This window comes from Gaetbulibacter jejuensis (genome assembly GCF_039524015.1).
Classification (GTDB): Bacteria; Bacteroidota; Bacteroidia; order Flavobacteriales; family Flavobacteriaceae; genus Gaetbulibacter_B; species Gaetbulibacter_B jejuensis.
This window is the reverse complement of record NZ_BAAAGF010000004.1, coordinates 128,797-151,357: the sequence shown is the minus strand read 5'-3', so window position 1 is coordinate 151,357 and position 22,561 is coordinate 128,797. Positions and strand designations below refer to the sequence as shown.

Sequence of the window (22,561 nt, the reverse complement as noted above, 5' to 3'; positions counted from 1 at the left end):
TAAGACATTATAACTTGGCTAAAAACACTAAATCATCGTCTGCTTTACACGAAAAGAAAGGAGTTTCAGAGTCTGAAATTACAAACAAGGATTCTATTGAAACCATAAAAAACCGAAGACGTCATAAACCTTCTGCCGAAGTATTGGCTCAAGGTATTATAAAAGGTGACATTACATATTTAAGCAGAGCCATAACTTTGGTAGAGAGTTCTAACCCTTTACATTTAGAAAAAGCCAATACCATTATAAAACACTGTTTGCCTTATGCTAACAAATCGGTAAGAATAGGTATAACAGGAGTTCCTGGAGTTGGCAAAAGCACATTTATTGAAGCTTTTGGTTCGCAACTCACAACAAATGGTAAAAAAGTAGCTGTTTTGGCAGTTGACCCAAGTAGTAGCTTAACCAAAGGCAGCATTTTGGGAGACAAAACTCGAATGGAAGATTTGGTAAAAGACCCAAATGCTTTTATACGACCTTCTCCTTCTGGCTCCTCGTTAGGTGGTGTTGCCAGAAAAACTAGAGAAACTATTATTTTATGTGAAGCAGCAGGTTTTGACACCATTATTATTGAAACGGTTGGTGTTGGTCAAAGTGAAACTGCTGTTCATAGTATGGTAGACTTTTTTCTACTTTTAAAACTTGCAGGAGCTGGTGATGAACTTCAAGGTATTAAACGTGGTATTATTGAAATGGCAGATACCATTGTTATTAATAAAGCAGATGGAGACAACCTAAAAGCTGCTAAACTTGCCAAAGTAGAATTTAATAGAGCATTGCATTTATATCCTGCTAAAGCTTCTGGTTGGCAACCTAAAGTTACACTATGTAGTGCTTTACAACAAGAAGGTATTGACGCTATTTGGGATATTATAAATGACTATGTTGAAGCAACCCAAAAGAACAATTATTTTGAACATCATAGAAACGAACAAAATAAATTTTGGCTACTACAAACAATTGAAGACCGTTTAAAATCTGATTTCTTTGGAGATTCAAAAATAAAAGAAGCACTCAAATCTCAGCTTGAACTTATAGAAAATGGTAAAACCACTCCATTTGCTGCTGCAGAATATATATTGAGTTTATGAAAAATTGGCTTTAAACCATTCTACTTGAGCTTTCACAGCTTCTAACAATGTAGTTTGCGGATTGTAGTTTAACAACTTTCTTGCTTTATCGATATTTGCTTTAGTACGCAATTGGTCTCCAGGACGCTTTGGAATAACATTAATTTTTATAGACTTTCCTAAAACAGCTTCAACAGCTTCAATACCTTCTTGAGTGGTGTGTTCTACCTCAGTTCCTAGATTAATGATTTCACCATTGACCTTATCTTCATTACCAATTACACTCACTACACCATCTACAATGTCGCCTACGTAAGTAAAACTTCTAAGGTGTTTATCGCTGCCTTCATACAACGGAAACGCTTCGTCCTTCAACCCTAAATCTATGAGTTTTGTGTACATTTTTTCAGGACGCTCTCTTGGGCCAATAACAGAATACAACCTTAATGAGCATGATTTTAATTGCTTTTCTCTACTTTTTTGAAGCACTAACTGCTCAGCAGCTAATTTAGTAACACCATAGTGAGATGCTGGTTTTGGCGCAATACTTTCAGGGAAAGTCGCTTCTAAACCATAAATTGAAGAGGTTCCAATATTTACAAATAATTTAAGATTGCTACACTGTAAAGCGTAATCCATTAAATTTTTAGTTGCTATTATATTATTGCTAAAATAGTCTTCAAACGTAGAAGTTGATGAAATACCTGGTTGAGCAGCATAGTGAAAAATATAGTCGATGTCTTTAGGTAACACTTCAGCAAGGTCAGAATCTCTTAAATCTTTTTTCAAGATTGAAATGCCTTTTTGGGTTAAAGCATCAGCATTTAATTGCTTTAATTCCAGACTGTAATAATCATTAAAATTATCAATTCCTAAAACATCATGCCCTAAAGCTTTAAGTCTTTCAGCTGTGTGAGAGCCAATAAAACCGACAGCTCCTGTAACAAGTATTTTCATTTTATTAGTTTAGAGATTGCAAATTAACAATTATTCCATTAAAAAGAATAATTTCAGTTTAGTTAAAAAACAATACTTTTGTAGCAACTAACTTTTAACAGATGAATTACAAATTCACTATCATAGTTCCTGTTTATAATGAAGAAGATAATTTAGAAAGAGTTGAAAAGGAACTACTAGCTTACACGAAAATCGCTTCCTTACCTACAAAAATTTTATTTGTAAATGATGGCTCAAAAGATAGCAGTCAGCAACTTATTGAAGATATTTGCAATAGAAACACTGCTTTCAACTACATTTTGTTTGAAGCTAATAGAGGTTTAAGTGCTGCTATAAAAGCTGGGTTTGATTATGCTGACACTGAACTTGTAGGTTATATAGATTCTGATTTACAAACTGCTCCTGAAGATTTTAATTTACTTTTAAAACATATTGACACTTACGATTTAGTAACTGGTGTAAGAGCAGACCGAAAAGATAGTTTTGTAAAAAACATGTCGTCTAAAATTGCTAATGGTATTAGAAGAGCTTTTACCAAAGACGGAATGGACGATACTGGTTGTCCTTTAAAAGTTATTAAAACCGAATATGCTAAGCGTATTCCTATGTTTAAGGGTTTACATCGTTTTTTACCAGCAATGATATTATTGCAAAATGGTAAAGTTACCCAAATTCCTGTACGTCATTTTCCAAGAATTGCTGGTACTGCAAAATTTGGTTTATGGAACCGATTACTTGGACCACTTATGGATTGTTTTGCTTACTTATGGATGAAAAAAAAGTACATCAACTATACAGTTTCTAAACAAGGTTAATGAACGATTGGTTGATATATTGCATAGGTTTTATCGCTCAGATTTTATTCTCTTCGCGCTTAATAATACAATGGATAACTTCTGAGAAACACCAAAAAGTAATAACTCCAACCTTATTTTGGACCTTAAGCTTAATTGCCTCTTTCTTACTATTTATATATGGCTACCTTAGAGATGATTTTGCCATTATGCTTGGACAAGGGTTAACCTATTTTATTTATATACGCAATTTGCAATTACAAGGCGAATGGGAGAAATTCCCAAGAATAATGCAATACATTTTACTAGGTGCTCCTACTCTAATTGCCATATATTACTTTAACAACAATGTTATTGATAGAGATGTTTTATTCAAAAATGAAGCTATTCCAACCTGGTTGTTAACCTTAGGTATTGTATCTCAAATTATTTTCACGTTTAGGTTTATTTACCAATGGATTTATTCTGAACGCAAAAAGCAATCGTCTCTTCCTTTTGGATTTTGGATGTTGAGCTTAATAGGTTCTTTGCTAATTCTTATTTATGCCGTTTACAGAAGAGATCCTGTGTTATTTATAGGTCATGGTCTTGGTTTAATGATCTATGCCAGAAATTTATTCTTAATAAAAAAATCAAATGCTAAAGAAACTACAGCATAACCCTATACTTACCATAACAGTACTAGTGCTTTTAATGCTCACTTTTGGCGTACAATACCTTTCAGTAAGTATTATGGAAGCACGTAATTTTATTACTGCCAGAGAAATGCTAACAGATGGTAATTGGCTCCTTACAACCATGAATGGTGAAGCTAGATATGAAAAGCCTCCTTTACCAACATGGTTAGCTGCGTTTTTTGGGATGATTTTTGGAATAAAAAACCTACTAGCTATTCGCTTTCCTGCTATTATATTTATAGCAATCACAGGTGTTTTTACCTACTTACTTTCTAATAAACTTTTAAATAATAAAAACCATAGTTTAATTAATGCTTTAATTGTAGTGACTTCCTTTTATGTTATTGGAATTAGTATTGAAGCTCCATGGGATATTTTTACTCATGGGTTTATGTTAATGGCTATTTATTTTTTATTTCAATACTTACAAGGCACTCCAAACAATTTCAAAGCAATTCTTATAGCTGGTTTGTTTTTAGGATGCTCAATACTTTGTAAAGGTCCAGTTTCTTTTTATGCCTTATTACTGCCTTTTTTAATTGCATATGGAGTGGTTTTTAAATTCACTGCTATAAAAAAACAGATATTACCATTACTCGCTTTTTTAATTATTGGACTTATAGTTGGTGGTTGGTGGTATTTGTATGTAAGAGTTAACGATCCTGCAACCTTTACTGCGATTGCTGAACGAGAAACAGGAAATTGGTCTAGTTACAATATAAGACCTTTTTACTATTACTGGAGCTTTTTTACGCAAAGCGGAATTTGGACTATTCCTGCTTTTATTAGCTTAATATATCCCTATTTAAAGCGAAGAGTGAGTAATACTAAAGCCTATAGGTTTAGTTTTATTTGGACCATTGCTGCTGTTATTTTGCTTTCATTAATTCCTGAGAAAAAATCAAGATACCTAATGCCTGTTTTAATTCCTTTAGCTATTAACACTGGTTTTTATATTGAATATCTCATAAGATGCTTTAAAGATTTAAAGGACAAGCGCGAAACTATACCTGTGTATTTTAATTTTGGACTTATCGCCTTAATTGGTTTAGCGTTTCCTATTGTAGGTTATTTATTTTTAGGCGAAAAGCTTTCGGGTTATAAGTTTCCTTATGCCATAGCTTCCATAACCTTAGTTTTATTGGGTGTACTGATTTTTGTTCAGTTGAAACTAAAAAACATGGAAAAGGTGTTTTATCTTACTATTTTCTTTTTTGCTGCATTATTAATATCTGGTTTACCGCTTTCAACAGCTTTAATAAACAATAATTACAAACCTATTTCAAACTTAAAAGAAGACACTAAAAAAGAAGCTATAAACGTGTATGGTTTTAATTATATCTCACCTGAAATGATTTGGCAGTTTGGTGATAAAATTCCAAATATAACTCAAGAAGATGGTACAATAAATTTTCCTGACGAACCAGTGTTTGGGATGCTTGCTAATGGTATAAGCCCTGAACATCAAGAACTCTTACTCTCTAAATACCACATTGAAAAAGTTGCTACTTATGACCTCAACACTTCAGCTAAAGACAGTAAAAGTTATAGAGGACGATTGGTAAACACCTATTATATTCTTACTAAGAAGTAAAGCGTTTAGCTAAGTACTTATTGAGTTTATAAAACCCAAAACCTGATAGCGCGCCAAAAATCATTCCGCAGAAAATATCCAACGGAAAATGCACTCCTATATACACTCTACTGTAAGCCATTGCTGCTGCCCAAAATAGCATTAAAAAGATAAGATACTTGTATTTATGTTTTAACATTAAACCTGTAAATACAGCTACAGCCATTGAGTTAGAGGCATGACCTGAGAAAAAACCATATCTACCACCACAAGAAGGTTTTACCAATCGCATTAATGAATTTACGGTCTCGTCATGGCAAGGTCTAAAACGTTCAAAGCCATATTTAAATAAGTTGGTAACTTGGTCAGTAAAAGACACCATAAGTGCTACAACCAAAACAGTTATTAAAAACGTTTTTCGATCGTGGTTTTTAAACATTAAGTATAGTAAAATGGCATAAAGTGGAATCCAGTAAAATTTTGTGGTGTAAAACATCCAAAATCCATCCCAAGACTCAACGCCTAAATTGTTTAAAAACAGGAATAATTCTTTATCGTATTCTATTAATTGGTCTATCATCTAATCGTTGTATTGTTCTATTTCGCTATCATAAAAATCGGTAGCTGCCTGAATTAAATTTTCAATTTCAGACTCTAATTCTCTTTGATCGTGTTCATCAAATTCTTCTAACCATTCCACCTCATCATTTTCTAAATTAATAATAAACCTAGGAAAATCGGTATGAATAATATATATAGCATTAGGAAATTGGGTATTGTCTCCAAGTATAAATTTAGGCAGTTCCATAATTATGCTGTTTTAATGAGTTTGTTAGTTAAATAATTAAATCGAATATACAATAAAATTGCTGCAGTTGTTAAACCTGCTAAAAGACCTAGCCAAATACCAAAACTCCCATAGACTTCTTCTTTCCCTAAAAAATAGCTTATAGGAAATCCAATAACCCAATACGAAATAAAGGTAATTATAGTTGGTATTTTTACATCTTGCAAACCTCTTAAAGCACCTAAAACAACAACTTGAACACTATCACTTATTTGAAAAATTGCTGCTGCAATTAAAAGCGTTGACGCGATACTAACCACTTCGGTATTATCAACAAGGTTAACAGCATCGTCATAATCTACATACAATTTTGGTAGGTGGTTGTGAAACAAAAAGAAACAAATACCAAAGCAAATAGCAAGTATTGTTGCCAATAAAAATATAGAAATAGCGATTCTACGTAGTTCTAAAAAGTTATTCAAGCCTTTTTGGTTTCCTACTCTCACCATTGCAGCAACACTAAGTCCCATTGCTACCATAAATGTCATTGACGATAAGTTAAGTGCAATTTGGTTTGCCGCTTGTGGGTTTTTACCTAGTAAACCACTCAACCATATAGCTGCTGTAAAAATGGCTACTTCAAAAAACATTTGCATAGCGCTAGGTGTTCCTAAATTAATCAGTTTGTTAAGCATTAGTTTATCTAAAACAAAAAACTTGATATTTGTTACAAAAGCTTTAGATTTTTCTTTTTTACTCAATAATATCCAAATAAACGCCACCATTACAAATCGCGAAATCAATGTTCCATAAGCAGCTCCTACAATACCCAACTCAGGAAAACCAAATTTCCCAAAAATGAGCAAATAGTTAAAAACAACATTTACAATATTAGCTATCAATGTAGCATACATTGGGTATCTTGTCATTGACAAACCATCGCTAAACTGCTTAAATGCTTGAAAAACCACTAACGGAATTAAAGAAAAAGCAACCAAATCTAGATATGGAATTGCCAACTCAACGACCTCAATAGGTTGCTTCATTAAATACAAAAGCGGTTTTGCGAAAAACACCATTAAAAACAATGAAATACCTAGTATTGTACATAGAAACAATCCATGTTTAAAAGCCGATTTTCCATTTTTAAAATCATTGGCTGCATCAGCTTCAGCCACAAGAGGTGTAATGGCTGTTGAAAACCCAATACCTAAAGACATAGCAATAAACATAAAGCTATTACCAAGTGAAACTGCAGCCAACTCAGCAGTTCCTAATTGGCCAACCATAATGTTATCAATAAAACTTACAAAAGTATGTCCTAACATGCCCAACATTACAGGAGCAGCAAGTTTCCAGTTGTATTTGAATTCTTTAGTATAATTTGATAAAACCACTTATGCTTTTTTGAGGTTTCAAAGGTATGCCATAGAAAACTATATAAGAATTTTCAACTGAATATTTTTCAAAAAACCTTTATGAATATTGAATATCAAGCAATTATATAATCAGATTGTTAATAAGTTACTTTAGTATAATTTCTATAAATCAGTTAAAAGCAATATTTTTATCAAAGTTATTTTCAATATAAATTTCAGTGTTTACTTGGTATATATTGAAAATAAAGAAACTTTTTTAGCTATTATTTTAGAGGGATTTAAAAAATTAATGACGTTAAAAAACGTTTCAATAAAAAGAGGGTATTTCTACCCTCTTTTTTTATGGCTTTAGCCTTGTTATAAATTAACATATTTTTAAAATCTGCCAATGCTAAGGTTTTGTAAATTGCTTAAAAGCACAAACAATGAAACAAATTACCCTTAGTATCATTTTTCTTTACAGCTTATTTTCGTTTTCTCAATCATCAACTGAAGATGTTATAGAGCCTTTTTTAGAAGACATCGTATCTCAGTTTCCTAATGTTAGAGATTTAGCCATTTCTCCCAACGGAAAAGAAGCAGTATTTTCTGCACAAAGTTTTATGGGAGACATTTCTGCATTAATGATTGTTAGTAAAACTGACACGAAATGGAGTAACCCTGAAGTTATTTCATTTTCTGGACAGTATTTTGACATCGAACCTTTTTTCTCAAGTGATGGTCTTAAGTTATTTTTTGCATCGAACAGACCCATGAACAACACATCTACAACTGTAAAAGATTTTGATATTTGGTATGTTGAACGCTCTTCTACTGAAGCTTCTTGGTCTGCTCCTATTAATTTAGGCGCTCCTGTAAATACTGAAATGGACGAGTTTTATCCTGTGGTTACAAATTCAAACAACCTATATTTTACATTAGATAATCCTTCTCTTAAAAGAAAAGACGATATATACATTAGCGAATTTAAAAATGGAGCATATACACAACCTAAACCTTTAAGTGACTCCATTAATTCTGAAGGTTATGAGTTTAATGCTTTTATAGCTCCTGATGAATCTTTTATAATCTATACTTGCTATAATCGTGATGATGGTTATGGTAGTGGTGATTTATATGTAAGCTACAAGCAGGAAAATGGCGAATGGAGTATTTCTAAAAACATGGGACAAAAAGTCAACTCCAACAAAATGGAATATTGCCCATTTGTTGACACTCAAAATGGCATTTTATACTTTACAAGCAAACGATTAAAAACGACTAGCTTTAAAGAAAAACAAAGTATTGAAGATTTAAAAACCACTTTTTACAGCTATGAAAATGGTTTAAGTAGATTGTATAAAATCTCTATTACAAACCTTATCGAGAAATAACTTAAAACATTTCGTTTTTTATACTCTCTTTGGCTTCTCTATATTCTTCAACAATATCAGATACAATTTCAGCTACAGGTTTTATATCATGAATTAAGCCTGAAATTTGTCCAATTTCAAGTTCTCCTTCAATAAGGTCACCTTCAAACATACCTTTTTTTGCTCTTGCTCTACCTAATAAGGTTTTCAACTCTTCAACAGTTGGTCCTTTTTTGTATAATTCCTGAACATCGTTATAAAACTTATTTTTCACTAATCGTACAGGAGCCAACTCTTTTAAGGTTAATTGCGTATCACCTTCTTTAGCATCAACAACAACATTTTTAAAGGCAGCATGTGCCGATGATTCTTCACTAGCCACAAATCGTGTTCCTATTTGAACACCATCTGCACCTAAAACCATAGCCGCAAGCATTGCTTTTCCTGTGGCAATACCACCTGCTGCTATTAATGGAATTTGCAATTGCTCTTTTACCATAGGTATTAAAGTAAGTGTAGTTGTTTCATCTCTTCCATTGTGGCCTCCAGCCTCAAATCCTTCTGCTACAATTGCATCTACTCCTGCATCTTGTGCCTTTAAAGCAAATTTTACACTACTCACCACATGCACAACAGTTATCCCTCTTTCTTGTAACCAAGAGGTCCAAGTTTTTGGATTTCCTGCTGAAGTGAATACAATCTTTACACCTTCTTCAACAATAATATCCATAATCTCTTCAATATTTGGATACAACATTGGCACATTAACACCAAATGGTTTATCAGTTGCTTTTTTACATTTTTGAATATGCTCACGTAATACTTCAGGATACATTGAACCTGCTCCTAAAAGCCCTAAAATACCTGAGTTACTAGCAGCTGAAGCTAACCTCCAACCACTATTCCAAATCATTCCTGCCTGAACAATAGGATATTGAATATTGAACAGTTTGGTAATTCTGTTTGTCATTTATGATTTAATAAGTTTAAACGTTTTTGATGAGTCTCCAGATTGAAGTACTAACACATACACACCTGAAGCAATTTCAGAACAATCCATTTGTTCTACTGAGTTTGTTAGTGTCTGTTCCAAAATTATATTCCCAACCATATCATACATTAAAAAATTAGTAGATTCAAATTGACTAGGAATATGGATATTTAAAAGGTCATTTACTGGGTTTGGAAAAAGTTTAAATTCAACAATTTCCTGTTCTTGCATTGACAATGCTATGTTATAAGCTAAGGCTAAATCTGGAATTCCGTAGCCTAAAAAATTGTCTGGTGTGGTATATTGTGAAGCAGACATCCTTATGTACTGCATAATTTCGATATTTGAAGCATTAGGTAATGCTTGCCACAAACATACAGCTCCTCCAGCTAGAATTGGCGAACTTAATGACGTGCCATTATTAGTAATAATTTCATCATTTTCATTAACCACATAAGCTCCTAAACCTTGAGCTGCAACATCAGGTTTTTGTGTGGGTTGGATAGCACTTCCTTGAGAGCTAAAAAACGCATAATCTTCGTTGCTATCAACTGCTCCAATGGATAATACGTTTGGAGAATCGGCAGGTGCACCAACAATTACCCAAGCATTACCTCCAGAATTTCCAGCCGATGTAATTACCAACATTCCTTTTTCTGAAGCAATAGTTGCTCCTCTTGTAATAAATGCGGTTTGACCATCCATATCTTCGTTAGTATAGCTGTAATTAGGATTATCATAAGTTGTATATCCTAAAGAAGTGTTAATCACATCAACACCTAAACTGTCTGCACGTTCAGCAGCTTCAACCCAATAACTTTCTTCAACAGGGTTTTCGCTTCCAGCATCTTCAGTTCTAAATAAATAATACGATGCATCTGGAGCAGTACCAACATACTCGTCTTGTAAATAAGCTGCCATTGTACTCAACACTCTTGTACCATGAGTATTTGCTGTATAGGCATATACATTTTCTGTTCTATCCACAAAATCATAACCATCCAATAAATCGCCATTATCTCTCAAGCGCTGAAAAGCTGACATGGTATTAACATTTGTAAAGCCTGCATCTAAAACCGCAACTAGCATACCTTCACCAGTAAAATCATCTAAATGCAAATCATCTGCACTTATCATTTGTACTTGGTTTTGGGTATTTCCGTAGGTGAAATCGGTTAGTGTTTCTTCTATTTCAAATTTATCTTCATTTTCTGAAAATCTTCCAGCTTCAGCATTCAAGCTTTTATCAGCAAAATCGATATTAACTACAAACTCTAAACCTAAAAGCATATTGATGTTTTCAACCGTTCCTCTAACATGAACAGCATTAAGCCATTTAGACTTTGCCATGACCGTAATTCCTGGTTGTGCTTTTAATGTAGTAATATGGTTTTCATTTACAGGAACATCTCTGGCATCTATAGTAACACCATGAGCATTCTTTCGGTCTATTGCTCTTTGTGCAAGAATCGTTAACGGATTACTTATTGCAGTTTCAACATTTTCCTTTTCTTCCAAATACACCCAAGCATCTTCATCTTGCGCATATAACTGAAAGGCAAAAACTGTAAAAAGAAGTAAAAGTATTTTGTGTTTCATGCGTTGGCATTTGGGAGTATTGCAACTGCAATTTAAGAAATTACTCCTGAACCAACTAATTCATCATTTAAATACCATGCTACAAATTGACCTTCGGTAATTGCAGATTGTGCAGCTTCGAACTCAACGTAAAGCCCACCATCAACTTTATGTAAAATTGCTTCCTGTAAAGGTTGACGGTATCTAATACGCGCTTTCACCTTCATTGTTTCATCAACATTTAAAGCTAAATCTTCACGAATCCAATGCAATTCATCGTTATTGACAAAAAGTGCTTTTTTTAATAAACCAGGATGCGATTTTCCTTGACCTGTGTATATGATATTGTCATCAACATCTGTCTCAATTACAAATAATGGTTCAGCAGTACCACCAACAGCTAATCCTTTTCGTTGACCTTTAGTAAAATAATGTGCTCCTTGATGCTTCCCTACAACTTTTCCATCAGTAATAGAATACTCAATTTTTCGTGATAAATATTGTAGTTTTTCTTCTTCAGAATTAAACTCAGGAGTTTCTTGCTTATACACATCAATAGCTTGTGGTATCTCAACAATAACACCTTCTTTCGGTTTTAATTTTTGCTGAAGAAACTCAGGCAGTCTTACTTTACCAATAAAACATAATCCTTGAGAATCTTTTTTCTCAGCTGTTACCAAATCGAGTTTTGTTGCTATTTCTCTAACTTGTGGTTTTGTTAATTCACCTATAGGGAATAATGCTTTTGACAGCTGTTCTTGCGACAACTGACATAAGAAATAAGATTGGTCTTTATTACCATCAACACCAGCTAATAACTGATAAACTTCTTTACCATCTTTTTGAAGCGTTCCTTTTCTGCAATAATGACCAGTTGCCACATAATCTGCTCCTAAATCGAGAGCAATTTTCATGAAGACATCAAATTTTATCTCTCGGTTGCAGAGTACGTCAGGATTTGGCGTGCGTCCTTTTTGGTATTCATCAAACATATAGTCTACAATACGCTCATTATATTGCTCACTTAAATCTACTGTTTGAAAAGGTATACCTAATTTATCTGCTACCAACATAGCGTCATTACTATCATCTAGCCAAGGACATTCATCAGAAATAGTTACTGAATCATCATGCCAGTTTTTCATAAACAAGCCAATAACCTCATAACCTTGCTCCTTTAATAAATAAGCCGCAACGCTAGAATCAACACCACCTGAAAGTCCAACTATAACTCGTTTCACGATTTTCCTTTAAAATTTGATTTTGCAAAATTACAAAATAAAAAATGGCAACTCCACAAAGTTACCATTATAAAAAATTATGCTGTTTATAGTTTATAACTATTGTTGTTTAGGGTTGTTACTCGTTTTTGTAAAATTCTTTTCCTCAGTCAGTTTCCCATTGGTATAATACTTCCAAATACCATGTTTTTTACCACGCTTGTATTCCCCTTGAGCTAATAACTGTCCATCTGCATTATAGTATTTAGACAAGCCGTGTAATTCATCATTTTCATAACTAAATTCTTTTACTACAATCCCTTTTTCAGAATACCAAGTTGAAATACCTTCTATTTTCCCGTTGACGTAGTTTGTTTTTTCTGCTATTTGTCCATTATCATATAGTACTTGCTTTTCGCCATGTAACTCGCCTTTATCATTATAATATTCAATAGACATGACAGCATCACTTTTATTATGGTAAAACACCCACTTACCTATAAAGAGTTTTCCGTTCATTTTGCCTTCACTAATAAGTTTACCTGTTGAAGCAAAAAATTTAACCTCAGCAATATTGTTGTTAGGGTTAAATGTTTTGGTAGCACTCAATACACTCTTTTTTTGTTTAAGCGTATAGTATTTAAAAACACCTACTTCCTTTCCATGCTCAAACTGTCCTTCATAACGAGGCTCATTGGTTTTGTCAAAGTTCTTTTTCCAAACACCATGACGTTTCCCGTTATTATCGTATTGATTTATAGAATTTTGCGCAGATAAATTTGCATAAAAAAATGTTAAAATTATAACTGTTATAATATTTTGTTTAAACATTTAGTAAATTTGTTAAACAAACTGACGTTTGTATATGTTGAACATTAAAACTCAAAAAAATGAAAATTATTTCAAACATTTCAAAATTTGCCCTAATACTTTCTGTAGTATTTGCATTTCAATCTTGCAGTAGTGATGACGATAACAATGATGGAGGAACTCCTGAAGAGTTAAACATTGTTGAAACTGCGTTAACAGCACCAAACTTAAGTAGTCTTGTTGCTGCATTACAAGCTGCTGATGGTAACCTAGATGTAGTACTTTCTGGTAATGGACCATATACAGTACTTGCTCCAACAAACGATGCTTTTGCAACCTTTTTATCAGATAATGGTTTTGCAAGCTTAGACGAAGTACCTACTGATGTTTTATCACAAATTTTATTGAATCATGTTATTTCTGCAAATGTGACTTCTACAGACCTAACTACTATGGGTTCTGGTTACACTTCAACAAATGCAGATGGTGTTGGAGGCAACAAGCTTAGTTTATATTTCAACACTTCTAGTGGTGTAACATTTAATGGTATATCTACAGTTACAACTCCAGATATTGACGCTTCAAACGGAACAGTACATATTGTTGATGCTGTTATAGGACTACCAGATGTAGTTACTTTTGCAACAGCAGATCCAAATTTTTCAACTTTAGTTACTGCTTTAACAAGAGATGATTTAACATTTGACTACGTTACAACATTATCAACAGCTAACGGAACAGCTCCTGCTCCTTTTACTGTGTTTGCACCAACAAACGACGCCTTTGGTGACTTATTAGCCGAACTATCATTAAATAGCTTATCAGATATAGATGAACCAACTTTAAAAGCAACATTAGATCACCATGCAGTAGCTGGAGCAAATGTAAGATCAACAGATTTAATGGACGACATGACAGTTAGCACATTAGGTGGAGATATTACAGCAAATGTTACTGGTGGAGCGACATTAACTGATATGAATGATAGAGTTAGCAACATTATTGCTGTAGATGTTCAAGCAACAAATGGAGTAATTCATGCCATAGATAAAGTAATATTACCTCCTCTATAATTAATAGTGATTGTATTAATTGATTAGTTTTAGTTAGCCAAAAAGCCTTTAAACAAAAATGTTTAAAGGCTTTTTTAGTTATTAATTAGATAATCTTAATTTATTTTCTTCCTTGTTGTTGGCGTTTTTGTTGTTCAGCTTGCTCCATCATTTCTTTCATTTTTCGTTGAAAACGACTTTCCTTTTTAGGTTGTTTCTTTTTCTCTTGAATTTTAGCCAACACTTTATCTTCATCAATGATAAAGTTCTTAATCACTAACATAATACCTATACTAATTAAGTTTGAAATAAAGTAATACAAACTCAATCCTGAAGCGTATTGGTTAAAAAATATAAGCATTAATAATGGTGAAAAATAAATCATGTATTTCATCATCTTTTGCATATCAGGCATACCTTCTTGAGTAGGTTGAGCTGCTACTTGCTGACCTGTAGTCATACGCATGTAGAAGAAAATTGCAATAGCTGCCAATATTGGGAACAAACTTACGTGATCACCATATAATGGGATATTAAAAGGAAGTTCAGCAATGATATCATAAGACGATAAATCATCAACCCAAAGGAATTTTTTCTGACGCAAATCAAAAGCTGTTGGGAAAAACATAAACAATGCATAAAACACAGGAATTTGCATTAAACCAGGTAAACAGCCACTCAATGGGCTTGCTCCTGCTCTTGTTTGCAAGCTCATAGTTTCTTGTTGTGCTTTTAATTTATTGTCTTTGTACTTTTCTCTTATTGCGTCTAATTCTGGCTTAAGAATTTTCATTTTTGCTTGTGACAAAAACTGCTTGTATTGTACAAATGATAATAAAATTTTAACCAAAATAGTCATCACAATAATAGCAATACCATAAGGTAAAAAGCTACTTAAAAATCCAAATAGAGGAATAAATACCGACTTGTTGATCCATCCAAAAATTCCCCATCCAAAAGGAATACTTTCTTCAAGATTTTGGTCGTAAGTCTTTAATACTTTACTATCAGTTGGTCCATAATAAAAACTCATGTTTTCATTAAGCTCTCCACCTTTTACTTGTAACGGTAACTTTGAAGCAAATGATTTTGTAAACAACGTATCTACATCTTCATCTTCAACTAAATTCTTAGACGTTAACTTTACTGTTTTAAAAGGTGCATCAGATACTAAAATAGAACTGAAAAAGTGCTGTCTGTATGATAACCAGCTTACACCTTCAACATCTTCTTCGTCATCACCAGTTTGCGCCAACTTGTCTATTTTTTTACCATCATGCTGATAGGTTAATCTTGTGTAACGGTTTTCATATTGAATACTTCTATCATGTCTGTATCCATCAAGTTGCCAGTTTAAATCTATATTTTGAGAACCATTGATAACATCATTTAAACCTTGAGATTTAACTGTAAACCCAATCATATAATCATCAGGTTTTAGCTCATAACGATATTCTAAAAACTTAGTTTCTGACACTTTTAATTTCATAGAAACTATAGTGTTTTCACCATTTTTAGTAACCGATGGTTGAAAATAAAGCTCTTTAGTATTTAGGGTTCTATTATCTGTTGTTCCAAAATTGATATTAAAATCAACATTATTCTTTTTTATTAAATGAATAGGAACAGAATCGTAATCGACAAAGTTTTTCAGCTTAACTTCTGACAAGTATCCACCTTTATTACTAAACTTTAAAGAAAACACATCAGTCTCAACAGCAGTTTCTCCATCAGTTGCTGAAGGCAACGTTGCTGCATAAGCAAAAGCGCCTAATTTTAATTTTAATGCCTCTAATTGTGTAGAGTCTTTTACTGAACTGTTTGAGTAGTCTTGAGCAGTTGTAGTTAATGTTGCCTCTTGTGCTTGTTGCTTTTTCTCAGCTTCAATTTGCTCTTGTTTTGCTTTTTCTTGTTCGGCTAATTCCTCTTCTGTTGGTTGGTTTTGCCAAAGCATGAATAATAATATTCCGAAAATAAGTATAAACCCAATAACGGAATTAACGTCTAATTTTTTTTCTTCCATAAGTATTTAGTTTCCCCAATTAAAGTTAGGAGTGGATGTCTTTTGGTGTATCAAAAAACTGTCCAATATTATTTTTGTGTCATACTGACACTTTTCTCGTCTTTTTTAAAGTTTAAAGCAGCTTTTACAAATGCTACAAATAAAGGATGCGGATTTGCAACAGTACTCTTATATTCAGGATGGTACTGCACACCAACAAACCAGCTATGTGAAGGAATTTCAACAATTTCAACCAAACCAGTTTCAGGATTAAACCCTGTAGCTTTCATACCTGCGTCTTCAATTTGCGTTTTAAATGCGTTATTAAACTCATAACGATGTCTATGACGCTCTTTTACAGCATTTGAACCATACACTTGTTGTACAATACTACCATTTATTAGTTCGCAATCCCAAGCACCTAAACGCATAGTCCCACCTTTATCAGTAATATCTTTTTGAGATTCCATAAGGTCAATAACAGGATATTGCGTATGCTCATCCATTTCGGTTGAATTGGCATCTTTTAATCCAAGTACATTTCTAGAATATTCAATAACTGCCATTTGCATACCTAAGCAAATCCCTAGAAACGGAATATTATGCTCTCTCACATATCTAACCGCTTCAATTTTTCCTTCTATACCACGCTCTCCAAAACCAGGAGCAACTAATACTCCATCTAAATGTTGAAGTTTACCAGCAGCATTTTTTGGTGTTAAAAATTCTGAATGAACAGATTCTACATTTACTTTCACTTCATTTTCTGCTCCTGCATGAATAAAAGCTTCAAGTATTGATTTGTATGAATCTTGGAGTTCAACATATTTTCCGATAAGCCCAATAGTAACTTCTCCTTTTGGGTTTTTATGTCGGTTTAAAAACTGATTCCATTGCGTTAAATCTGGAGTATCACTTTCTAAATTTAATTTTTTAAGCACTACTTTATCCAAACCTTGTTCTAACATTAAGTTAGGCACATCGTAAATTGTTGATGCATCTATAGATTGAATAACAGCTTCTTCACGAACATTACAGAATAAAGCTAGTTTTCGTCTTAAATCTTCAGGTAATTCATGTTCTGTTCTGCAAACCAAAATATCTGCTTGAACTCCACTTTCCATTAGGGTTTTTACACTATGCTGAGTAGGTTTTGTCTTTAACTCACCAGCTGCAGATAAAAATGGAATTAATGTTAAGTGAATAACGATAGCGTTGTCTTGACCTAAATCCCAACGCAATTGACGCACAGCTTCAATGTAAGGCAAGGATTCAATATCACCAACGGTTCCTCCAATTTCTGTAATAACAATATCGTAATCTCCTGATTTTCCTAAGATTTGAATACGTTCTTTAATTTCGTCAGTAATATGAGGAATAACCTGAACCGTTTTACCTAAAAACTCACCTCTACGTTCCTTTTCAATAACACTTTGATAAATTCTTCCAGTAGTAACGTTGTTTGACTGACTTGTAGGCACGTTTAAAAAACGCTCATAGTGACCCAAATCTAAATCGGTTTCTGCACCATCATCGGTAACATAACATTCACCATGTTCGTAAGGATTAAGAGTTCCTGGGTCAACGTTAATGTAAGGGTCTAATTTTTGGATTGTGGTTCTGTAACCTTGAGCCTGTAGTAATTTTGCCAATGAAGCAGCTATAATTCCTTTTCCTAAGGAAGAACTTACGCCTCCAGTTACAAAGATGTATTTTGTGTTTGTTGTCATGTTGCGCTTTTAAACGCAGGCAAATTTACAAAATTTTAATAGTTATTAGGTAGTGTTTTGGGTTTTAATTGCTATTAAAAATACAATATTATTACATACGTTCAGGAACATTAATTCCTAATAGCCCAAACGCATTTTTAATGGTGTTACCAACTACCTTAGATAACTGTACTCTAAACTGTTTTTCGTTGTCATTATCAGCACCAAGTATAGATACATTTTGATAAAATGAATTGAACTCTTTCACTAAGTCATAAGTGTAATTAGCAATTAATGCAGGACTGTGTTGTTCTGCTGCATTTTGAACCACTTCAGGAAACAGTTGAATTTGCTTTAGCAATTCTTTTTCCTTTTCATGTAAATCAACTGTAACTTTTGCAGACGTATCCACATCAGACTTTCTTAAAATAGACTGAATTCTTGCATACGTATATTGAATAAATGGTCCTGTATTTCCTTGAAAATCGATAGATTCTTTAGGGTCGAAAAGAATTCGCTTTTTTGGATCTACTTTAAGGATGTAATATTTTAAAGCACCAAGACCAATGGTTTTGTACAGTTCTTGTTTTTCTTCTTGGGTATAACCGTCTAACTTACCGAGTTCTTCAGAAATCTCTTCGGCAGTTTTGGCCATGTCTTCTACTAAATCGTCAGCGTCTACAACAGTACCTTCTCTACTTTTCATTTTTCCTGAAGGCAAATCGACCATACCATAGCTTAAATGGTATAAGTTTTTAGCCCAATCAAAACCTAATTTTTTGAGGATTAAAAACAGTACTTTAAAATGATAATCTTGCTCGTTACCTACAGTGTAAACCATTCCGCCAACATCAGGAAAATCTTTAATACGTTGAATAGCTGTACCAATATCTTGTGTCATATATACTGCTGTACCATCGCTACGAAGCACAATTTTTTCATCAAGCCCTTCATCGGTAAGGTCGCACCAAACAGAGCCATCTTCTTTTTTAAAGAAAACTCCTGTTTTCAATCCTTCGGCAACAAATTCTTTCCCTAATAAATAGGTTTGACTTTCGTAATACAGTTTGTCAAAATCAACACCTAAGTTTTTATATGTAACATCAAAACCCTCATAAACCCAACCGTTCATTTTTTCCCAAAGTGCAACTGTTTCAGGATCTCCAGATTCCCATTTTTGAAGCATTTGCTGAGCTTCCACCAAAATAGGAGCTTGTTTTTTTGCATCTTCTTCAGTCTTTCCTTCTTCTACTAATTGCTGAATTTCGTTTTTATACTCTTGGTCAAACTTCACATAATAATTACCTACCAGCTTATCGCCTTTTAAGCCTGTGCTTTCAGGAGTTTCACCATTACCGTAACGTTTCCAAGCCAACATACTTTTACAAATATGAATACCTCTATCGTTTATAATTTGAGTCTTATATACCTTTTTCCCAGATGCTTTTAAAATTTCAGCAACGCTATATCCTAACAAGTTATTTCTAATATGACCAAGGTGTAATGGTTTATTAGTATTTGGTGAAGAATACTCTACCATTATTGCATTGTCGCCTTCTTTTGGTGTTACCAACCCATAAGTGGCTTGATTAGAAATTTCGTTAAAGAAATTAAGGTAGTAGGCATCATTAATTTCAACATTCAAAAAACCTTTAACTACATTAAATGCTTTTACCTCATCAACCTTTTCAACAAGATATTGACCTACAGCTTCTCCTATTTGCACAGGATTACCTTTTACAACACGCAACATAGGAAAAACAACAATTGTTATATCTCCAGCAAATTCCTTACGAGTAGCTTGGAATTCAACCGATTCTAAATTAGCGTTATACAATGAAGTTATAGCTTCTTGTACGTGTTTTGTCAATATATCTTGAAGACTCATTTGTAGTTAATTTTTAAGTGTGCAAAGATAGCATTTTTATTAAAATTTTAAGACCCAATGCCGCTTAAATACTTAATCTTAAAGCACAATACAGAAATCTAAGTTTATATGGAATGTAAAAAAAGCGATTGACAATTTGCCATTGAAGTCTGCTTTTTAAAATATACTCTTGTTTGAAAAAAATAACAGTCTTAAATTAAGAATGGTAAATTAATTAAGTTTTGTGAAGTTATAGCGTAGCGTTATCAAATTACTTCAAAATTTATTTTTAATACTAAAATTCTGACAATCAATATTTTAAACAAAAATTTGTTAATAACTTTAATTAACGTGCATTTCGTCGATAAAAGTGTAGTTTTTCTATGATTTTTTACCGTTCATCGAGTAGGAAAATTTTTAAAATTAAATAATATTCCTTTTATCTAATTTTTTGGTAGTAAAACCTAGAAATTAGCTTTTTATAACCCTTTTAAAGATTTTTGGAAAGCTATTAATCAAAGTCCCAATCGTTGATGATACCTATTTTTCAACCTTTAACAGGATTGTTATTGTGTTTTGTGTTTTTACTTTTCCTATCCCTCAAGGCAAGTTGGCGTCAAAGCAGCATTGCAATTTATAACACTAATTGTAGAAGATGAAACAGTTAATAACTTTAGCTGCTTTTTTTTCTGTGCTCTCTACTTTTGCTCAAAAAATAGAGAAGGATAGTCTTTTTATTCAATCAGAGATTGAACACCTAACTATTCAATTAGCTTACCAACCTCAGGATTCTGCAAAGGTTGAAACTTCCCTTTTATTAATTGAAAAGCTATACACTGTAAAAGACTACAAAAAAGCGTTATTGTTTATTGACCAAACTGAAAGGTTATCTGAAACTTTAAAATATAAAAGAGCAATTGCCGAAGCCAAATATTTTAAAGCCCTTATTTATTCAACAAAAAATGATTACTACAACGCAATTGATAGTTACAATAAGTCCAAGAGACTATTTAAAGAACTTGACGACACACTAGGTTATGCCAGAGTTAGTAATGGTATTGGTCTTATTGAAATTAAACGTGGAAACTATGCTGAAGGTCTTGAAAATGCTTTATTAGCTATTCAGGTTTTTGAACGCATGAACTTAAGAGAAGAACTTAGTTTAGCCTACAATAGTTTAGCCGAAGCTTACTACAATACAAACCAAATAGATAAAGCGCTTGAGTTTAATTATAAAGCTTTAAACGTTAGAACCCAACTACAAGACAATGCTGGAATTAAAAACTCAACCAAAAACATTGCTTTACTTTATTCTGAAAGAAAAGAACACAGAAAAGCTATTGAGTATTTTGAGAAAGTTTTAAATCTTTTAGATACTGAAAATGATAATGACTTAAGAGGAGAAATTTTACCTCGAATTGGTGAAGAATATTTGCAGTTTAGAGAATATGAAAAAGCTGCAGAGTATTTACTTGAAGGATTAAAATACAACAGAAACACACAAAATGAAGATGGATTACTTAGGTCATTAAACTCCATAGGTCATCTCAATTTAAAACAAAACAAGTTAAAACTTGCCCAAGCACAATTAGACGAAGCCTACAGTATTGCAAAAAATGGAGTTAACAAACATGAGCTTTTAAAAAACTACAAACTCCACAAAGAGCTAGACTCCATACAAAAGCAATATCAAAATGCATTTTTCTGGCAAGGAAAATATTATGACTTAAAAACTGAACTTGATAAAGAGAGTCAACCCAAAATACCTGTAATTACTACTCCTGTTACTGAAACCAATATTGACGAAGCGTTTACTAACGAGGTGAGTATTGAAAATGAAGCAATAAATAAAGAGAATGAAAAATCTATTAAACGATTAAAACTGCTAAGTTACGTCTTAGCTTTTGCTGTTTTAGTATCCTTACTTGTTTTAGTTATTTCTCACCTAAAACATAGAAAACGCTTAGAATACGCTAGAGAACTTGAAGAAAAAAACAAACAGATAGAGTTACAAAACGAAGCTATATTAGAGCAAACACACCATTTAGAAGAGGTTAACAAAGTAAAAGATCGTTTGTTTTCTATAGTATCTCACGATTTAAAAGATTCGATTTCGTCCATTAAAGGATTTATTGATTTGCTTCGCGAAGACAGTCTTACCAAAGAAGAATTTTATGAGCTTATCCCTGAATTAAGTGAGAATGCTGACAATGCTTCTTTATTACTTTTTAACCTATTAAACTGGTCTAAATCCCAAATGCAAAACTTAGAGTCTAACCCTGAGTTATTCAACATCCAAGATGTATTCCACAATAAAATGGGATTAATAGAACAAAAGGTTGAACAAAAACGAATTGTTTTAATTGACGAGTCGCAAAGAGATTTTGTTTATGCCGATAAAAGCATGATAGAAATTGTAATTCAAAATCTACTTACAAATGCTGTTAAGTTTAGTAGAATTGGTGATGCTATAACTGTTTCAAACAGAGACCAAAATGGTAAATCCTTAATATGCGTAGAAGATACTGGAGTTGGTATTTCTCCAGAGAATCTAAACAAGCTATTTAAAAACAATACATTTACTACAATAGGTACCAAAAACGAAAAAGGTACAGGATTAGGATTAACTATTTGCAAAGAACTAGTTGAACTTAATGATGGTAGAATTTGGGTTGAAAGTGTTCAAAATGTGGGAACTAAATTTTTTGTTGAACTCCCAAAAACAAAGTCTTCTTCTTAAATA

Annotated in this window: 18 protein-coding genes; 7 read left to right on the top strand and 11 right to left on the bottom strand. The window is 32.9% G+C overall.

What is annotated here, in order from left to right:
* Positions 1-14 precede the first annotated feature (14 nt).
* Entirely contained in the window at positions 15-1,091 is a 1,077-nt protein-coding gene (gene meaB / locus ABD011_RS12725) for a methylmalonyl Co-A mutase-associated GTPase MeaB (RefSeq protein ID WP_343798797.1), read from the top strand.
* Here meaB and ABD011_RS12720 read toward each other — a convergent pair.
* The gene (locus ABD011_RS12720) at positions 1,086-2,027 is read right to left on the bottom strand and encodes an NAD-dependent epimerase/dehydratase family protein (protein ID WP_262733149.1); all 942 of its coding nucleotides are present in this window, start codon (positions 2,025-2,027) and stop codon (positions 1,086-1,088) included. The two genes, meaB and ABD011_RS12720, sit on opposite strands and share 6 nt — an antisense overlap.
* Positions 2,028-2,128: 101 nt before the next feature.
* Here ABD011_RS12720 and ABD011_RS12715 point away from each other — a divergent pair, with 101 nt between their 5' ends.
* From ABD011_RS12715 to ABD011_RS12705, 3 genes are read left to right on the top strand one after another with little or no spacing between them, the layout of a single operon-like run.
* Positions 2,129-2,842 (top strand): glycosyltransferase family 2 protein, encoded by a 714-nt coding sequence (locus ABD011_RS12715; protein WP_343798793.1) that lies wholly within the window; start codon positions 2,129-2,131, stop codon positions 2,840-2,842.
* On the top strand, positions 2,842-3,480 hold the full coding sequence (locus ABD011_RS12710) for a lipid-A-disaccharide synthase N-terminal domain-containing protein (RefSeq protein ID WP_343798791.1): 639 nt from the start codon (positions 2,842-2,844) through the stop codon (positions 3,478-3,480). The genes ABD011_RS12715 and ABD011_RS12710 overlap by 1 nt, the downstream gene beginning before the upstream one ends.
* Positions 3,458-5,092, top strand: coding sequence for an ArnT family glycosyltransferase (locus ABD011_RS12705; protein WP_343798788.1), 1,635 nt, complete (start codon positions 3,458-3,460; stop codon positions 5,090-5,092). The genes ABD011_RS12710 and ABD011_RS12705 overlap by 23 nt, the downstream gene beginning before the upstream one ends.
* On the opposite strand, the gene ABD011_RS12700 is transcribed toward ABD011_RS12705, so the two are convergent.
* From ABD011_RS12700 to ABD011_RS12690, 3 genes are read right to left on the bottom strand one after another with little or no spacing between them, the layout of a single operon-like run.
* Positions 5,082-5,651, bottom strand: a complete 570-nt coding sequence (locus ABD011_RS12700; protein ID WP_131508198.1) for a phosphatase PAP2 family protein — start codon at positions 5,649-5,651, stop codon at positions 5,082-5,084. The two genes, ABD011_RS12705 and ABD011_RS12700, sit on opposite strands and share 11 nt — an antisense overlap.
* Positions 5,652-5,879, bottom strand: coding sequence for a hypothetical protein (locus ABD011_RS12695; protein ID WP_129761389.1), 228 nt, complete (start codon positions 5,877-5,879; stop codon positions 5,652-5,654).
* 2 nt (positions 5,880-5,881) lie between these two features.
* Positions 5,882-7,255: an MATE family efflux transporter gene (locus tag ABD011_RS12690; protein WP_343798786.1), complete on the bottom strand. Its 1,374-nt coding sequence runs from the start codon at positions 7,253-7,255 to the stop codon at positions 5,882-5,884.
* Positions 7,256-7,662: 407 nt separating this feature from the next.
* On the opposite strand from ABD011_RS12690, the gene ABD011_RS12685 reads away from it, so the two are divergent.
* Positions 7,663-8,610 carry a TolB-like translocation protein gene (locus ABD011_RS12685; RefSeq protein WP_343798783.1) on the top strand — a complete coding sequence of 316 codons (948 nt, stop codon included), beginning with the start codon at positions 7,663-7,665 and terminating at the stop codon, positions 8,608-8,610.
* 1 nt (position 8,611) lies between these two features.
* Here the strand turns inward: ABD011_RS12685 and ABD011_RS12680 are convergent, their stop codons facing one another.
* The 4 genes from ABD011_RS12680 to ABD011_RS12665 form a co-directional block, all read right to left on the bottom strand.
* On the bottom strand, positions 8,612-9,559 hold the full coding sequence (locus ABD011_RS12680) for an NAD(P)H-dependent flavin oxidoreductase (protein WP_343798780.1): 948 nt from the start codon (positions 9,557-9,559) through the stop codon (positions 8,612-8,614).
* Positions 9,560-11,179, bottom strand: coding sequence for a S8 family serine peptidase (locus ABD011_RS12675; RefSeq protein ID WP_343798778.1), 1,620 nt, complete (start codon positions 11,177-11,179; stop codon positions 9,560-9,562).
* A 32-nt stretch (positions 11,180-11,211) separates the two neighbouring features.
* On the bottom strand, positions 11,212-12,399 hold the full coding sequence (mnmA, locus tag ABD011_RS12670; protein ID WP_343798776.1) for a tRNA 2-thiouridine(34) synthase MnmA: 1,188 nt from the start codon (positions 12,397-12,399) through the stop codon (positions 11,212-11,214).
* A 99-nt stretch (positions 12,400-12,498) separates the two neighbouring features.
* Positions 12,499-13,209: a toxin-antitoxin system YwqK family antitoxin gene (locus tag ABD011_RS12665; protein ID WP_343798774.1), complete on the bottom strand. Its 711-nt coding sequence runs from the start codon at positions 13,207-13,209 to the stop codon at positions 12,499-12,501.
* 59 nt (positions 13,210-13,268) lie between these two features.
* Between ABD011_RS12665 and ABD011_RS12660 the strand changes: the two genes are divergently transcribed.
* Complete coding sequence (locus ABD011_RS12660) at positions 13,269-14,261, top strand: fasciclin domain-containing protein (protein ID WP_343798773.1); 993 nt, start codon at positions 13,269-13,271, stop codon at positions 14,259-14,261.
* A 100-nt stretch (positions 14,262-14,361) separates the two neighbouring features.
* Here ABD011_RS12660 and yidC read toward each other — a convergent pair whose 3' ends face one another.
* The 3 genes from yidC to argS all read right to left on the bottom strand — a co-directional run bounded on the left by yidC (position 14,362) and on the right by argS (position 19,839).
* A complete protein-coding gene (gene yidC / locus ABD011_RS12655; RefSeq protein ID WP_343798772.1) occupies positions 14,362-16,263 on the bottom strand; it encodes a membrane protein insertase YidC in 1,902 nt (633 codons plus the stop codon).
* Positions 16,264-16,331: 68 nt separating this feature from the next.
* Positions 16,332-17,972: a CTP synthase gene (pyrG, locus tag ABD011_RS12650; RefSeq protein ID WP_129761398.1), complete on the bottom strand. Its 1,641-nt coding sequence runs from the start codon at positions 17,970-17,972 to the stop codon at positions 16,332-16,334.
* Positions 17,973-18,063: 91 nt separating this feature from the next.
* The gene (gene argS, locus ABD011_RS12645; RefSeq protein ID WP_343798771.1) at positions 18,064-19,839 is read right to left on the bottom strand and encodes an arginine--tRNA ligase; all 1,776 of its coding nucleotides are present in this window, start codon (positions 19,837-19,839) and stop codon (positions 18,064-18,066) included.
* A gap of 634 nt (positions 19,840-20,473) precedes the next feature.
* Between argS and ABD011_RS12640 the strand changes: the two genes are divergently transcribed.
* Positions 20,474-22,558 (top strand): ATP-binding protein, encoded by a 2,085-nt coding sequence (locus tag ABD011_RS12640; protein ID WP_343798770.1) that lies wholly within the window; start codon positions 20,474-20,476, stop codon positions 22,556-22,558.
* Positions 22,559-22,561: the final 3 nt, after the last annotated feature.